At 66.5% G+C, this 15,136-nt stretch carries 16 protein-coding genes; 4 read left to right on the forward strand and 12 right to left on the reverse strand.

What is annotated here, in order from left to right; genetic code table 11:
• Positions 1–112 precede the first annotated feature (112 nt).
• Positions 113–2,383: a bifunctional diguanylate cyclase/phosphodiesterase gene (locus tag IP89_RS22565; RefSeq protein ID WP_043312196.1), complete on the forward strand. Its 2,271-nt coding sequence runs from the start codon at positions 113–115 to the stop codon at positions 2,381–2,383.
• A gap of 112 nt (positions 2,384–2,495) precedes the next feature.
• Here IP89_RS22565 and IP89_RS22570 read toward each other — a convergent pair whose 3' ends face one another.
• The 7 genes from IP89_RS22570 to IP89_RS22600 all read right to left on the reverse strand — a co-directional run bounded on the left by IP89_RS22570 (position 2,496) and on the right by IP89_RS22600 (position 7,936).
• Positions 2,496–2,711: a molybdopterin-binding protein gene (locus tag IP89_RS22570; RefSeq protein ID WP_043312198.1), complete on the reverse strand. Its 216-nt coding sequence runs from the start codon at positions 2,709–2,711 to the stop codon at positions 2,496–2,498.
• A 56-nt stretch (positions 2,712–2,767) separates the two neighbouring features.
• Positions 2,768–3,568, reverse strand: coding sequence for an aliphatic sulfonates ABC transporter ATP-binding protein (gene ssuB, locus IP89_RS22575; protein WP_043312199.1), 801 nt, complete (start codon positions 3,566–3,568; stop codon positions 2,768–2,770).
• Positions 3,565–4,359, reverse strand: coding sequence for an aliphatic sulfonate ABC transporter permease SsuC (gene ssuC, locus IP89_RS22580; RefSeq protein ID WP_043312200.1), 795 nt, complete (start codon positions 4,357–4,359; stop codon positions 3,565–3,567). The genes ssuB and ssuC overlap by 4 nt, the downstream gene beginning before the upstream one ends.
• A gap of 59 nt (positions 4,360–4,418) precedes the next feature.
• Positions 4,419–5,567 (reverse strand): FMNH2-dependent alkanesulfonate monooxygenase, encoded by a 1,149-nt coding sequence (ssuD, locus tag IP89_RS22585; RefSeq protein ID WP_043312201.1) that lies wholly within the window; start codon positions 5,565–5,567, stop codon positions 4,419–4,421.
• Between the two features lie 59 nt (positions 5,568–5,626).
• Entirely contained in the window at positions 5,627–6,589 is a 963-nt protein-coding gene (locus tag IP89_RS22590; protein WP_043312203.1) for a sulfonate ABC transporter substrate-binding protein, read from the reverse strand.
• Positions 6,590–6,694: 105 nt separating this feature from the next.
• Positions 6,695–7,288, reverse strand: coding sequence for an NADPH-dependent FMN reductase (gene ssuE / locus IP89_RS22595; RefSeq protein WP_043312204.1), 594 nt, complete (start codon positions 7,286–7,288; stop codon positions 6,695–6,697).
• Positions 7,289–7,297: 9 nt separating this feature from the next.
• A complete protein-coding gene (locus IP89_RS22600; RefSeq protein WP_043312206.1) occupies positions 7,298–7,936 on the reverse strand; it encodes a peroxiredoxin in 639 nt (212 codons plus the stop codon).
• Positions 7,937–8,142: 206 nt separating this feature from the next.
• On the opposite strand from IP89_RS22600, the gene IP89_RS22605 reads away from it, so the two are divergent.
• Complete coding sequence (locus IP89_RS22605; RefSeq protein ID WP_043312207.1) at positions 8,143–9,135, forward strand: sulfate ABC transporter substrate-binding protein; 993 nt, start codon at positions 8,143–8,145, stop codon at positions 9,133–9,135.
• Between the two features lie 43 nt (positions 9,136–9,178).
• On the opposite strand, the gene IP89_RS22610 is transcribed toward IP89_RS22605, so the two are convergent.
• Positions 9,179–9,580 carry a hypothetical protein gene (locus IP89_RS22610; protein ID WP_043312208.1) on the reverse strand — a complete coding sequence of 134 codons (402 nt, stop codon included), beginning with the start codon at positions 9,578–9,580 and terminating at the stop codon, positions 9,179–9,181.
• 124 nt (positions 9,581–9,704) lie between these two features.
• Between IP89_RS22610 and IP89_RS22615 the strand changes: the two genes are divergently transcribed.
• A complete protein-coding gene (locus tag IP89_RS22615) occupies positions 9,705–10,490 on the forward strand; it encodes a helix-turn-helix domain-containing protein (protein ID WP_043312210.1) in 786 nt (261 codons plus the stop codon).
• Between the two features lie 67 nt (positions 10,491–10,557).
• Positions 10,558–11,178, forward strand: coding sequence for a LysE family transporter (locus IP89_RS22620; protein ID WP_043312211.1), 621 nt, complete (start codon positions 10,558–10,560; stop codon positions 11,176–11,178).
• 51 nt (positions 11,179–11,229) lie between these two features.
• Here IP89_RS22620 and IP89_RS22625 read toward each other — a convergent pair whose 3' ends face one another.
• The 4 genes from IP89_RS22625 to IP89_RS22640 form a co-directional block, all read right to left on the reverse strand.
• On the reverse strand, positions 11,230–11,949 hold the full coding sequence (locus tag IP89_RS22625; protein WP_043312212.1) for an ABC transporter ATP-binding protein: 720 nt from the start codon (positions 11,947–11,949) through the stop codon (positions 11,230–11,232).
• Position 11,950: 1 nt separating this feature from the next.
• Complete coding sequence (locus IP89_RS22630) at positions 11,951–12,799, reverse strand: ABC transporter permease (RefSeq protein ID WP_043312213.1); 849 nt, start codon at positions 12,797–12,799, stop codon at positions 11,951–11,953.
• A gap of 3 nt (positions 12,800–12,802) precedes the next feature.
• Entirely contained in the window at positions 12,803–13,795 is a 993-nt protein-coding gene (locus IP89_RS22635) for an aliphatic sulfonate ABC transporter substrate-binding protein (protein WP_043312214.1), read from the reverse strand.
• A gap of 90 nt (positions 13,796–13,885) precedes the next feature.
• Positions 13,886–15,136: OprD family porin (locus tag IP89_RS22640; protein ID WP_043312216.1), on the reverse strand; the 1,251-nt coding region annotated here is incomplete at its 5' end.

A 15,136-nucleotide genomic window follows, 5' to 3' on the forward strand; every position in this document is an offset into this window, starting at 1 on the left:
CATTATCCCCAAGCGGGGGGAGAATGCCAGTGCAGCGTTAGACGAGAATGCGCTGGATGTCGACTTATCTATAATGTGCGGCAGCTCACACCAGCCAAGGCCGGCCCTTTTGATGAAATTCCAGCGCAGCCCGCTGCAGTTCTCGCTCCTCTATCTGTTCGTCGCCGCCCTGTGGATTCTCTGCAGCGATGCCCTGCTGCTGTGGCTGGGCCTCGACCGCGAAACCCTGGCGCATTACCAGACCTTCAAGGGTTTCGCCTTCGTCCTGATCACCGGCCTGGTGCTGTATGCCGCCCTGGAGCAGCACCGCCGCCAGCAGGAGCAGGCTCGCGAGGCACTGCGCAGCAGCGAAGAACGCCTGAGCCTGGCCCTGGACTCTGCCGAGGAGGGCATGTGGGACTGGGACATGAAGAGCACACGCGTCTTCTATTCGCAGCGCTACTGCGAGCTGCTCGGCTACAGCGCCGAGGAGTTCGGCGGCGACCGCGACGCCTGGCTCAGTCGCCTGCACCCCGAGGATCGCCACCTCGCCGAGGAGCGCCTGCGCGCCCTGATCGAAGACCGCACGCCTTACTACGAGAGCATCTTCCGCATCCGCCACCGCGACGGTAACTACCGCTGGCTATATTCGCGCGGCCGCCTGCTGCTGGACGACCAGGGCCAGCCGCACCGTTTCATCGGCACCTCCAGCGACATCACCCAGCGCCGCGCCGACGAGGACAGCCTGCGCCAGGCCGCCGCCGTGTTCGACAGCACCCTGGAAGGCGTACTGGTCACCGACCGCGACCTGCGCATCAGCCACGTCAATCCGGCCTTCACCCGCATCACCGGCTACGAGAGCAAGGACGTGCTGGGCAAGTCGCCGAGCATGTTCAAGTCCGGGCGCCACGACCCGGCCTTCTACCAGAGCCTGTGGCACGCCCTGACCACGCGCGGCACCTGGAGCGGCGAGATCTGGAACCGGCGCAAGAACGGCGAAGTGTTTCCCATGTGGCAGTGCATCCGCGGCATCCACGACGAGAACGGCAACCTCAGCCACTACGTGGCGGTGTTCTCCGATGTCAGCGCGATCAAGCACTCGCAGCACGAACTGGACTTCCTCGCCCACCATGACCCGCTGACCGGACTGCCCAACCGCCTGCTGTTCGGCGAGCGCATCGAGCAGGCGCTGCAACGGGCCAAGCGCGACGGCCGGCGTGGCGCCCTGCTGCTACTCGACCTCGACCACTTCAAGATCGTCAACGAGAGCCTCGGCCACAACACCGGCGACCTGCTGCTGAAGATGATCGGTGAACGCCTGGGCGCGGCCTTCGGCCCCGACATGACCCTGGCGCGCCTGGGCGGCGACGAGTACGGCGTGCTCTGCGACGACTGTGCCGAGGCCGAGCAGGCCTCGCAGCTGGCCTTGCAGACCCTGGACAGCCTCAGCCAGCCGTTCCTGCTCGACGGCCAGCCGCTGTTCGTCGGCGCCAGCATCGGCATCAGCCTGTTCCCCGACGATGGCGACAGCGTCGAGCAGCTGATGCGCAACGCCGACTCGGCGCTGTTCCGCGCCAAGAACAGCGGGCGCCAGACCTTCAGCTTCTACAGCCAGGACATGACCGAGCACGCGCTGACCCGCGTGCGCCTGGAGAGCCAGCTGCGCCTGGCCCTGGAAGAAGGTCAGCTGCGCGTGCACTACCAGCCGATCCACCGCCTGGATGACCGGCGCATGATCGGCGCCGAGGCCCTGGTGCGCTGGCAGCATCCCGAACGCGGCCTGGTGCCGCCGGGCGAGTTCATCCCGGTGGCCGAGGACAGCGGCCTGATCGGCGCCATCGACGCCTGGGTGCTGGAACAGGCCTGCGCGCAGATGGGCCGCTGGCAGCGAGAGGGCCTGAGCCTGGAGTTCATCGCGGTGAACGTCTCCAGCCGCCTGTTCAGCCGCGGCGAGCTGGACCTGCGGGTCGAGCGCGTGCTGCGCGAGAGCGGCCTGGAGCCGGCGCGGCTGGAGCTGGAAGTGACCGAGAGCGCGGTGATGGACAACCCCGAGCGCGCCAGCGAGCTGCTCACGCAGCTGCACAAGCTGGGCGTGCGTCTGGCCATCGATGACTTCGGTACCGGCTATTCCTCGCTGGCGCGACTGAAGAGCCTGCCGGTGCACAAGCTCAAGCTCGACCAGAGCTTCGTTCGCGGCCTGCCGCATGACCGCGAGGATGCGGCCATCGCCCGCGCCGTGATCACCCTCGGCCAGAGCCTGGGCCTGCGCGTGCTGGCAGAAGGTATCGAGACCGAGGCACAGGCCGCCTATCTGCGCGAGATCGGCTGCTTGCTGGGCCAGGGTTACTGGTTCGGCCGCCCGCAGCCCGCCGAGCAGTTGCTGGCGGCGCAGGCCAATGCCTGAATCCGACTACCCCGAGTAGAGCAAACGGGGTGTAGCGAGCAACGAGAGTAACGACCGAGGCGGTGGCCGTTATCTCGTTGCGACGCGGTTCACGACGAGCAGTAAGCCCATCTCAAAGCTTGGCGATCGACACTTCGGTGGATTTGACGAAGGCGATCACTTCGCTGCCGACCTGCAGGTCCAGCTCGCGCACGGAACGGGTGGTGATCACCGAAGTGACGATACCGGCGGCGGTCTGCACATCGATTTCCGACAGCACGTCGCCGATGACGATTTCCTTGATGTTGCCTTTGAACTGGTTGCGGACGTTGATGGCTTTAATGGTCATGGTCTAGCTCCTTTACGGTTTGGGTAGCCCGGAACGGTCCGGGCCTGAGGGCTTGCTTAGAGCGCCCAGCGCAGTTGCGTGGGCAATGGGGAAACGGGTTCGGGTTGTGGCGGCGTGGCTGGCAGCGCCAGCACGCGGTCGAGCACTTCGGCCTCCAGTGCGGCCAGGCGCGCCGAGCCACGATGACGCGGACGCTGCAGGTCGACGGCCAGGTCGAGGCCGATCTCGCCGTCCTCGATCAGGATCACCCGGTCGGCGATGGCCACGGCCTCGCTGACGTCGTGAGTCACCAGCAGCACGGTGAAGCCGTGTTGCTGCCACAGGCCTTCGATCAGCTGCTGCATCTCGATGCGGGTCAGCGCATCCAGCGCGCCCAGCGGCTCGTCGAGCAGCAGCAGGCGCGGCTGGTGGATCAGTGCACGAGCCAAGGCCACGCGCTGCTTCTGTCCGCCGGACAGGGCGGCCGGCCACTCATTGGCGCGGTCGGCCAGGCCGACTGCGGCCAGCGCCTCGCGGGCCCGCGGTTTCCAGTCACCGGACAGGCCGAGACCGACGTTGTCGATCACCCGCTTCCACGGCAGCAGGCGCGAGTCCTGGAACATCAGCCGGGTATCTTCGCGGGCCGCCGCCAGCGGGCCGTTGCCGGCCAGCAGCTGGCCGCCGGTGGGCGCATCGAGCCCGGCCAGCAGGCGCAGCAGGGTGCTCTTGCCGCAGCCACTGCGACCGACCACGGCGACGAACTGCCCGGCCGGAATATGCAGGTCGATGCCCTTGAGCACCTCGCGTTCACCGAAGGCCTTGCGGATGCCCTCGATGGCCAGCGGGATGCCTTGGCGAATACTGTGCAGGGCGGTCATTGCGCACCTGCCTTGGCCTGGTAGGCCGGGTGCCAGCGCAGCCAGGCGCGTTCGAGCAGGCGAGCGGCGACATCGGCCAGCTTGCCGAGTACTGCGTAGAGCAGGATGGCCAGCACTACCACGTCAGTCTGCAGGAACTCGCGGGCGTTCATCGCCAGATAACCGATGCCGCTGCTGGCGGAGATGGTCTCAGCGACGATCAGGGTCAGCCACATGAAGCCAAGGGCGAAGCGCACACCGACCAGGATCGATGGCAGAGCGCCGGGCAGGATTACCTGCCAGAACAGGGCGAAGCCCTTCAGGCCGTAGCTGCGCGCCATTTCCACCAGCGCCGGGTCGACGTTGCGGATGCCGTGGTAGGTGTTGAGGTAGATGGGGAACAGGGTGCCGAGGGCGACCAGGAAGATCTTCGCTGCCTCATCGATGCCGAACCACAGGATCACCAGCGGAATCAGCGCCAGGTGCGGCACGTTACGAATCATCTGCACCGAGCTATCGAGGAAGCGCTCGCCCCAGTTGGACAGGCCGGTGATGAAGCCGAGCAGCAGGCCGATGCCGCCGCCGATGGCGAAACCGATGGCTGCACGCTGGCCGCTGATGGCCAGGTGGGTCCAGATCTCGCCGCTGGAAAGCAGTGCCCAACCCGCCTCGATTACCGCGCTGGGCGCCGGCAGGATGCGCGTGGACAGCAGGCCGAAGACCACCGCGCCCTGCCACAGGGCCAGCAGTGCAACCGGCAGCGCCCAGGGCGCCAGACGGTGGCCGATGTTGTGTAGCTTGTGCGTCGACATGGCAACGCTCCTTCTCTGGTAGTGCGGGAACCGGGGCGGTGGGCCGCCCCGTTGTCATCTCAGCTCGCCGAGGCGGCCTTGGGCAGAATGTCGCTGGAGATCATCTCGCCGAACGGGCTGACGTAGCCGCGGCTCGCCGGGCGCTCCGGCTGGGCGACGTCGAGGTGCGGGAACAGCAGCTCGGCGACGCGGTACGACTCTTCCAGGTGCGGGTAGCCGGAGAAGATGAAGGTGTCGATGCCGAGGTCGGCGTATTCCTTCACCCGTGCGGCCACGGTCGGGCCGTCGCCGACCAACGCGGTGCCGGCACCGCCACGCACCAGGCCGACGCCGGCCCAGAGGTTCGGCGACACTTCCAGGTTGTCCTTCTTGCCGCCGTGCAGGGCGGCCATGCGCTGCTGACCAACCGAATCGAAGCGCGCCAGGGAGGCCTGGGCACGGTCGATGGTGTCCTGGTCCAGGTGGCTGATCAGGCGATCGGCGGCGGCCCAGGCTTCCTCGTTGGTCTCGCGCACGATCACATGCAGGCGGATACCGAAGCGCACTTCGCGGCCCTGGGCAGCGGCCTTCTCGCGCACGGCGGCGATCTTCTCGGCCACCGCGGCTGGCGGCTCGCCCCAGGTCAGGTACAGCTCGACCTGCTCGGCGGCCAGGTCCTGGGCGGCTTCGGAGGAACCACCGAAGTACAGCGGCGGACGCGGCTGCTGGATCGGCGGGTAGAGCAGTTTGGCGCCTTTCACCTGCAGGTGCTTGCCGTCGTAGTCGACGGTCTCGCCCTCCAGTACACGGCGCCAGATGCGGGTGAATTCGACGGAGGCCTCGTAACGCTCCTCGTGCGACAGGTGCAGGCCGTCGCCGGCCAGCTCGTCCGGATCACCACCGGTGACCAGGTTGAACAGGGCGCGGCCGTTGGACAGGCGGTCCAGGGTCGCCGCCTGGCGCGCGGCCACGGTGGGCGAGATGATCCCCGGGCGCAGCGCGACCAGGAACTTCAGGTTCTGCGTCGCCGGGATCAGCGAGGCGGCCACCAGCCAGGAGTCCTCGCAGGAACGCCCGGTGGGGATCAGCACGCCGCCGAAGCCGAGGCGGTCGGCGGCCTGGGCCACCTGGGTCAGGTAGCCGTGGTCGACGGCGCGCGCGCCTTCGCTGGTGCCGAGGTACTTGCCGTCGCCGTGGGTGGGCAGGAACCAGAAGATGTTGAGGCTCATGGAGTGGTCTCCTTAGATGAAATCGGTGTCGCCGCGGCCTACTGGCCGCGGCGTAGGGCTTACTGCTGCGCGACCTTGGCCGGCGGATTCCAGATCACGTCCTTGATGCTGAGCTTCTTGGGGATCAGCTTGAGGTCGGTGAAGGTGTCGGCGATCTTCTGCTGGGCGGTGATCACCTCCGGGGAGATGAACTGCGCGCCGTAGCCCTGGCGCTCGACGGCCTGGCGGGTGATTTCCGGCGACAGGCCGATCAGCGGGGCGACCTGGCTGGTGGCTTCATCGAGGTTGCCCTTGACCCACTCGCCGACGCCGCGGATTTCCTCGACCAGCACGCCGATCACCTGCGGGTTCTTCTCGGCGTAGGGACGGGTGGCCAGGTAGAACTGGTGGTTGTCGACCAGGCCGCTGCCGTCACGCAGGCTGCGCGCTTGCAGCTGATGCTCGGCGGCGGATTGGAAGGGGTCCCAGATCACCCAGGCGTCGACGCTGCCACGCTCGAAAGCGGCGCGGGCATCGGCCGGCGGCAGGTAAACGGGCTGGATGTCGCTGTACTTCAGGCCGGCGTCTTCCAGGGCGCGCACCAGCAGGTAGTGCACGTTGGAACCCTTGTTCAGGGCGACCTTCTTGCCCTTCAGCTCGCTCACCGACTTGATCGCCGAATCCTTCGGCACCAGGATCGCTTCGCCAGTCGGCGCTGGCGGCTCGTGGGCCACGTAGAGCAGGTCAGCACCGGCGGCCTGGGCGAATACCGGCGGGGTCTCGCCGGTGACACCGAAGTCCACCGAGCCGACGTTGAGCCCTTCGAGCAGCTGCGGGCCGCCGGGGAACTCGGTCCATTTCACCTCTACGCCCTGCTCGGCCAGGCGCTTCTCCAGCGTGCCCTTGGCCTTGAGCAGCACCAGGGTGCCGTACTTCTGATAACCGATCCGCAGAGTCTCGGCTTGAGCTTGAGTGATGGCGCCGAAGGAAATGGCCGCGGCAAACAGGGCGACCAGGCTCCGACGCAAAGTGATGGTGCGCATGGCGCGTCTCCTTTGCTGTGCGTTGTCTTGGTTGGCGACCTGCTTGCCCGTTGGCGGGCGAGTAAGGTGGGGTATTACGGGACTTACAGGCGGGCAAAGCCCGTCTCAGATGCTCCAGCGGGCATTCACCAGCCGGTCGTTCAACAGGTTCGGGTCGATCGGCTTCGGCCGGCGCGCCAGGGCGGCAACCAGCTGTTCCACCGACTCGTCGAGACGCTCGCGCAGTTCATCGTCGATGCGGGCGGGGTGGTCCCCTTCCGGATAGGCGATCTGCTTGTCCACGGCGAACACGCCGGGGAGCATCTCCTGGGCTTTCAGCGCCGCCAGTACCGGCTTCAGCGCATAGTCCACGGCCAGCAAATGGGCGGGGCTGCCGCCACTGGCGATGGGCAGTACCGCCTTGTGCGCCAGGGCGCGTTCCGGCAGCAGGTCGAGCAATACTTTCAGGGCGCCGGTGAAGGACGCCTTGTACACCGGGGTGGCGACCACCAGGCCATCGGCGCTGGCCACCGCCGCCTGCAGCTGCTGCACGGCGGGGCTGGCGAAGTCGGCATGCAGCAGGGCCTCGGCCGGGAAGTCACGGACCCGTAGCAGGCTGACCTCCAGGCCGCTGGCCTGCAGGCGCTGGCTGACGTATTCCAGCAGCAGTTCGGTGCGTGAGCGCGCCGATGGGCTGCCGGACAACAGAACAACGTGCATGAGCGCCCCTTAGCGGTTCGGCTGCGGCGTCAGACGCAGGTAGGGTTTCACCGCGCGATAGCCTTTCGGGAAGCGCTGGGCGATCTCCGCCTCGTCCTTCAGCGATGGCACGATCACCACCTCGTCGCCGTCCTGCCAGTTGGCCGGGGTGGCGACCTTGTGGTTGTCGGTCAGCTGCAGCGAGTCGATGACGCGCAGGATTTCGTTGAAGTTGCGCCCGGTACTGGCCGGGTAGGTGATGATCAGGCGCACCTTCTTGTTCGGGTCGATGATAAACAGCGAGCGCACGGTCAGGGTGTCGTTGGCGTTCGGGTGGATCAGGTCGTACAGGCCGGAGACCTTGCGATCGGCGTCGGCGATGATCGGGAAGTTGACCCGGGTCGACTGGGTCTCGTTGATGTCGTCGATCCAGCGCAGGTGCGAGTCCACCGGGTCCACCGAGAGGGCGATGACCTTGACGCCACGCTGGGCAAAGTCATCCTTCAGCTTGGCGGTGAAGCCCAGCTCGGTGGTGCACACCGGAGTGAAGTCGGCGGGGTGGGAGAACAACACGCCCCAGCCATTGCCCAGCCAGTCGTGGAAACGGATGCGACCCTCGCTGGAGTCCTGCTCGAAGTCGGGGGCGATGTCGCCCAGGCGGATGCTCATGGTGATGCTCCTTGGCAGTTCGTTGCGTGGGGCTCACTATGATCAGGATCGAAACGAAATAAAAAGAATAAATAACGATTTATTTATTCCATATAGAAATATTCATCACGAGCGTTACGATATAAGCACCTAAACAATTATTCTTTCAAAGAATATGCATGGCTCTCTTATAGTCGCCTGCGCTCCCATCCCCATAAGGACATCCGATGAAACGCTTACTGTCCCTCTCCCTGGCCGCCGGCTTCGCCCTGGCCACTTCCGCCCAGGCAGCGACCCTGCTCAACGTCTCCTACGACGTGATGCGTGACTTCTACAAGGACTACAACGCCGCGTTCCAGAAGCACTGGCAGGCCGAGGGCGGCAAACCGCTGACCATCCAGATGTCCCACGGCGGCTCGAGCAAGCAGGCCCGTGCGGTGATCGACGGCCTGCCAGCCGACGTCATCACCATGAACATGGCCACCGACATCAACGCCCTCGCCGAGCACGGCGGCCTGGTACCGCAGGACTGGGCCGCGCGCCTGCCGGACAACAGCGCGCCCTTCACCTCCGCCACCGTGTTCATCGTGCGCAAGGGCAACCCCAAGGCCCTGAAAGACTGGCCGGATCTGCTCAAGGACGGCGTGCAGGTGGTAGTGCCAAACCCGAAGACCTCGGGGAACGGCCGCTACACCTACCTCTCCGCCTGGGGCTACGTGCTGCAGAACGGCGGCGACGAGACTAAGGCCAAGGACTTCGTCGGCAAGCTGTTCAAGCAGGCACCGGTACTCGACACCGGTGGCCGCGCCGCCACCACCACCTTCATGCAGAACCAGATCGGCGACGTGCTGGTGACCTTCGAGAACGAGGCCGAAATGATCGCCCGCGAATTCGGCCGCGGCGGCTTCGAAGTGGTCTATCCGACCGTCTCCGCCCAGGCCGAGCCGCCAGTGGCAGTGGTCGACAAGGTGGTCGACAAGAAAGGCACCCGCGCCGAGGCCGAGGCCTACCTGAAGTACCTGTGGTCCGACGAGGGCCAGCGCATCGCCGCCAACAACTACCTGCGCCCGCGCAACGAGAAGATCCTCGCCGAGTTCTCCGACCGCTTCCCCAAGGTCACCTTCCTCAACGTGAACAAGACCTTCGGCGACTGGCCGAGCATCCAGAAGACCCACTTCAACGACGGCGGCGTGTTCGACCAGATCTACACCGCCCAGTGACCCCAGAAAGCCCGGCACCCGCCGGGCTTTTTGCTTCTAGGGCTCATGCCGCCAACGGCTCGGAGCGTTTCAGGCCGACCAGTTCCAGTTCGAGGAACAGCAGCACCGTCAGCGCCTGGCCGATGACGAAGACGTGGCCGAGCAGGTTCGGCGTGACCCAGCCGGCGAGCAGCAGCACCAGGGTATCGATCACCCACAGCGCGTTGATCGCCAGCACCGCCCATACCGCCAGGCGATTGATCTGCTCGCAGCTGCCCAGCCAGACCAGAAACACGCCCAGCGGCAGCAGCAGCCAGCCGGCGCCGAGCAACAGTTCGCGCGGCAGGGCCAGCAGTTCGGCGAGCCAACCGGCGGCCAGCACCAGCAGCGAGCCGGTGGCCAGGCCAGCCACGCCATCGGCGAGCAGGGCGCGGCGCAACAACGGAGAAGCGTTCAGGGTATGCATGGCGAATCCTCCAATGAGAGCGCCGGACTGGCGCCTGGCCATAGAGTTCTCCCGCCGCGGGCGGCGCGTCGATTACCTGCCAGGTAATGGTCGCCTTGACGCGCCTGGGCTATCGTCCGATCCCATGAACACAGCCAATCACCCCGTCGGCGCCCTGTTGCGCCAGTGGCGCCAGCGCCGCCGTCTGAGCCAGCTCGACCTGGCCTGCGAGGCGGACATTTCCACCCGCCACCTGAGCTTCGTCGAGACCGGCCGCGCCCTGCCCAGCCGCGAGATGCTCCTGCACCTGGCCGAGCAGCTGGAGATTCCGCTGCGCGAACGCAATCGCCTGCTCAGCGCCGCCGGCTATGCTCCGCTGTATAGCCAGCATGGTCTGGACGACCCGGCCCTGGCCGCCGCCCGCGCCGCCATCGAGCAGCTGCTCAAGGCCCACGAGCCCTACCCGGCGCTGACCATCGACCGCCAGTGGAACCTGCTGGCGGCCAATGCCTCGGTCGCGCCCTTCCTCGCCGGGTTGCCGGCCGAGCTGCTCGGCCCGCCGCTCAACGTGCTGCGCGTGTCGCTGCATCCCGATGGCCTGGCGCCGCGCATCGTCAACCTGGCGCAGTGGCGCGCCTACCTGCTGATGCGCCTGCAGCACGACATCGACATCAGCGGCGACCCGCAGCTGATGGCCCTGCAGGAGGAGCTGCTGAGCTACCCGGCGCCGACCGAGAAGGCCGAGCCGCAGCCGGATAGCGTGCTGATGCCGCTGCAGTTCCGCACCGAGCACGGCGTGCTGAGCATGATCAGCACCACCACGGTGTTCGGCACGCCCAACGACGTGACCCTGGCCGAGCTGGCCCTGGAGACCTTCTTCCCGGCCGATGCCGAGAGCGCCGAGTACCTGCGCCAGCTGGCGCAGAGCTAGAGCTGCACTTGCAGGACGCGGCGCCTGCCCCCATCTTGAGCAGCCCACCCGGAAAGCGGACTGCGCCATGCTCGAACTCGTCTCGGTCGTCACCATCACTCTGCTCGCCGTGATCAGCCCCGGCGCCGACTTCGCCATGGTCAGCCGCAACAGCATGTTCCTCTCGCGCCGCGCCGGCCTGCTCACGGCGCTGGGCATCAGCCTCGGCGTGCTGGTCCACGTCACCTACTCGATGCTCGGCATCGGCCTGCTGATCTCGCAGTCGATCCTGCTGTTCAACCTGGTCAAATTCGCCGGCGCCGCCTACCTGATCTGGCTCGGTATCGGCATGCTGCGCAGCCGCAAGCTCGACCCGCAGCAGGTGGTTGCCGCGCCGCAGCTGAGCGACTGGCAGGCACTGCGCGTGGGCTTCCTGACCAACGCGCTGAACCCCAAGACCACGCTGTTCGTGGTCGCCCTGTTCACTCAGGTGATCAGCCCGGACACCGCCAGCCTGACCCAGCTCGGCTACGGCCTGTTCATGTCCGTCGCGCACCTGTTCTGGTTCGTCCTGGTGGCCTATGGCTTGTCCTCGGAAGCGGCGCGCGGCTTCGTCGCCCGCAGCCGGCACCTGATCGAGCGTGCCATCGGCGGCGTGCTGGTTGCGCTGGGGCTCGGTCTAGCCGCCTCTTCGCTACAACGCAGCTGATAAAAAAACCGGGCCATAAGGCCCGGAAACAGCTTCCACCTTGAGGTTGGTTTACAGCGTCAGCTCGGTCAGCGCCTCGCCACGCAGGTAGGCCAGTTCGGCCGAACGACGGTCACGCGGATGCGCCAGCGGCACCGCCAGCTCGCGCTGAATGCGACTGGGGCTGCCGCCGAGGATCAGCACGCGGTCGCTGAGATAGAAGGCCTCGTCGAGGTCATGGGTAACCAGCAGCAGGGCGATGCCGTAGCGATCAGCCAGACGCACCACCAGGTCCTGCAGCTTCATGCGGGTGAAGGCGTCCACCGCGCTGAACGGCTCGTCCAGCAGCAGCACCTGCGGGCGCTGATACAAGCCGCGGGCAATGGCCACGCGCTGGGCCATGCCGCCGGAGAGCTGCTTGGGCAGCTTGCCGCCCTGGCCGGCCAGTCCGACATCCTCCAGCAATTGCTCGATCCACTCCGAATCGGCGCCACGACCGTCGGCGAAACCGACGTTCTGCGCCACGTTCAGCCAGGGCATCAGCCGTGGCTCCTGAAACACCACGCCGATACCGCTGCCGCCGCCGAAGTCCAGCAGCGGGTTATGCGCCAGGCCGCCAGTGAAATCCTGGTCGAGACCGGCAGCGATGCGCAGCAGGGTGCTCTTGCCGCAGCCGCTGGGGCCGAGCAGGCTGACGATCTCACCCGGCGCCAGGCTGAGGTCGACGTCTTCCAGCACCCGCTGACCGGCGAAGGCCTTGCGGATGCCGCGCAGTTCCAACAGTGCGCTCATCTCAGCCCTCCCCGCCAACGAAGCTGTCGCGCCAGTGCAGCGCGCGGGTTTCCAGCTGTTTGAGCAGGCCGTCGCTGAGCTTGCCAAGCACGGCGAGCAGGAGGATGGCGGCGATCACCAGGTCCGGACGCGAAGTCTCGCGGCCGTCGCTGAGCAGGTAGCCGAGGCCCTGGGTGGCGGCGATCAGCTCGGCGGCAACGAGGAACATCCAGCTCAGGCTGAGTGCCCCGCGCAGCCCGGTGAACAGGCTCGGCAGCGCCGCCGGCAAAAGGATGCGCCGGGTCAGGGCGACGCCGGACAGGCGATGCAGGCGCCCCACCTCGACCAGCTTGCGGTCGACGTTGCGGATGCCAGCGAGCAGCGCCAGGTAGACCGGGAAGAAGGCGCCGAGGGCGATCAGCACCACTTTGGGCGTCTCGTCGATGCCCAGCCAGAGCAGCAGCAATGGCACCCAGGCCAGGCTGGGAATCGCCCGCAGGGCCTGGAAGGTCGGCTCCAGGTAGCTCTCGGCACGCCGGCTGAGGCCGACCCAGGCACCGATCAGCACGGCCAGTGCCGCGCCGATGGCGAAACCAGCGGCAACCCGCGCCAGGCTGACGCCGATATGCCCCCACAGCTCGCCGCCGGCAGCCAGCCACCAGAGGGTCTGGCCAACCTGGCTGGGCGCCGGCAGCTGGTGCGCCGGTATCCAGTCCAGGCGCACCAGCGCTTCCAGCAGCACCAGCAGCGCCAGCGGCAGCACCAGCCCGCGCCAGTTGCCCGTCCATGGGCGGCGTACGCTGGGCACATGCTCGCCACGCACGGCCGCGCGGGCGGCCAGCAGGGTGGCGAGCAGACTGCTAGCAGGCATGACTTATTGCTCCGCCTTGGCTACCGGTTGGCCAATCACACCAGCGGCCAGCTGCGGGCTGATCAGTTGGTCGACCACGGCGGCCACGTCGGTGCCCGGACGTACCAGTTGCTCGTCGAGCAGGATCGGCGCGGCGGCCTTCAGCGCGGCGACGTGTTCGGCACCCGGCTGCGGGTTGCTGAAGTCGGTGCGCGACAGTTGCAGCTTGGCCACTTCCAGCGGCAGCTTGGCTTCCTTGGCCAGCAGCTCGGCGGTCTGTTGCGGATGGGCGATGGTCCACTGACGCGCCTCCTCGTACGCGGCGATGACCTTGCCGATCAGCTGCGGCTGCTCCTTGAGGAACTTGTCGCTGACGTTGAGTACGCCGTAGCTGTTGAAGTCGACATTGCGATACAGCAGGCGCGAACCGGCCTGCAGCTGGCTGGCGGCCAGGTGCGGGTCGAGGCCGGCCCAGGCATCCACGTCGCCGCGCTCCAGGGCCACACGGCCGTCCGGGTGCTGCAGGTGGACGATTTCCACGTCGCCCTTGTCCAGGCCAGCGCTGTGCAGGCTGCGCAGGAGGAACAGGTAGGGGTCGGTGCCCTTGGTGGCGGCGACCTTCTTGCCCTTGAGGTCGGCCAGGGTCTTGATCGAGGAATCCTTGGGCACGGCCAGGGCGGTCCATTCCGGACGGCTGGCGATGTACACGGTCTTCACCGGGCTGCCATTGGCACGGCTGAGCACGGCGGCGAGGCCGGCGGTGGAAGCGAAATCGATGCTGCCACCGTTAAGATATTCGAGGGAGCGGTTGCTGCCTTGGCTGAACACCCACTTCACGGCGATACCGTCGGCGGCCAGGCGCTTCTCGAGGATGCCCTGGTCCTTCAGTACCAGGCTGGTAGGCGCGTAATAGGCGTAGTCCAGGCGGACTTCCTTGGGTTCGGCGGCGTGGGTAGCGAGCGGCAGGGTGGTGGCGAGCAGCGCGGCGAGCAGATGGCGGGGTTTGAAGCTTTTCATGGGAATCTCCTTGGACTCAGGGTGAGGCCTTCCCAACCGTTGGCGGTCAGGTCAGGAGATGGCGGGGGCCGCAGCCCCCGCCGTTGTCGATCAGAGGAGCGACAGGGTGTAGCTGACGATCAGGCGGTTCTCGTCCTGGTCGGTAACGGTCGAAGCCGTGTTGCCACGCAGCGAGGCGTTACGCCAGGAGAAGCCGAGGCCTTTCAGAGCGCCTTCCTGCAGGGTGTAGTCCAGGCGGAAGTCACGTTCCCATTCCTTGCGGTCGCCGCCGACGGCGTCGATGTTGTCGCCGGACAGGTAGGTCACGGTGGCTTTCAGGCCCGGTACGCCGACTTTGGTGAAGTCATAGGCGTACTCGGCCAGCCAGGTGCGCTCGCCGGCCGACAGGAACTTGCCGATCTGGCGGTCGGTGATCAGGTAGGCGGTGGAACCGTCACCCTGGTTGAGGAACGGGAAGGCGCTGTCACCGGAGACCTGCTGGTAACCGCCGCTCAGTGCATGGCTGCCCAGGGTGTAGGTGAACAGGGCGCTCCAGGTCTTGTTGTCCACTTCAGTGGTGCTGTAGCGGTTGGCGGCATTGATTTCGCCTTGACCGACATATCCCTCGGCACGGCCGGCAACGCTGCCATTCTTGCCATCGGAATCGCTGTAGAAGTAGCGCAGGTCGGACTTCAGCGCGCCTGGACCGATGGCCCAGTTATGGGTCAGGCCGAGGAAGTGCTGTTTGTAGAAGTCGTCCAGGTTGCCGTAGTAGTACTGCGCCAGCAGGTCCTTGCTGATCTTGTAGTCACCACCGGCAAAGTAGAATTTGTTGGAGTCGGCAATCGGGGCACCGGTCGTGGTGCCGTTGGAGTTAGTAGCGCCAGCAATACGCAGGCCGACGTCATCGGTAGAGGAACGAGTCTTGGTGTGCTCGAGCTGACCGGCAGTCAGGGTCAGGTTGTCGATCTCGTTGGAAGTGATCTGGCCACCGTCGAACAGTTGCGGCAGCAGACGACCGTCGTTGAAGGTCACGACCGGCAGTTTCGGCTGCAGGGTGCCCAGGCGACCTTCGGTCTTGGACACGCGCACCTTGGCGGTCACGCCACCCTTGCTGTAGTCGTCACGCGCCTTACCGTCGCTGTCTAGCGGGAACAGTTGGCCCGGCTTGCGACTGTCGCTGGTGTCGCCGTCACCGCCGGCATCCAGTTTCAGGCCGAGCAGGCCGACCGCGTCGAGGCCGAAGCCGACGGTGCCCTCGGTGAAACCGGAGGTGTAGTTGAAGAGGAAGCCCTGGCCCCACTCGTTGGCCTCGCCGCGGTTGTCGGCGGTGTTCTTGGTGTTCAGGTCGTAATAGAAATT

This window comes from Pseudomonas sp. ML96 (assembly GCF_000761545.1).
GTDB lineage: Bacteria > Pseudomonadota > Gammaproteobacteria > Pseudomonadales > Pseudomonadaceae > Aquipseudomonas.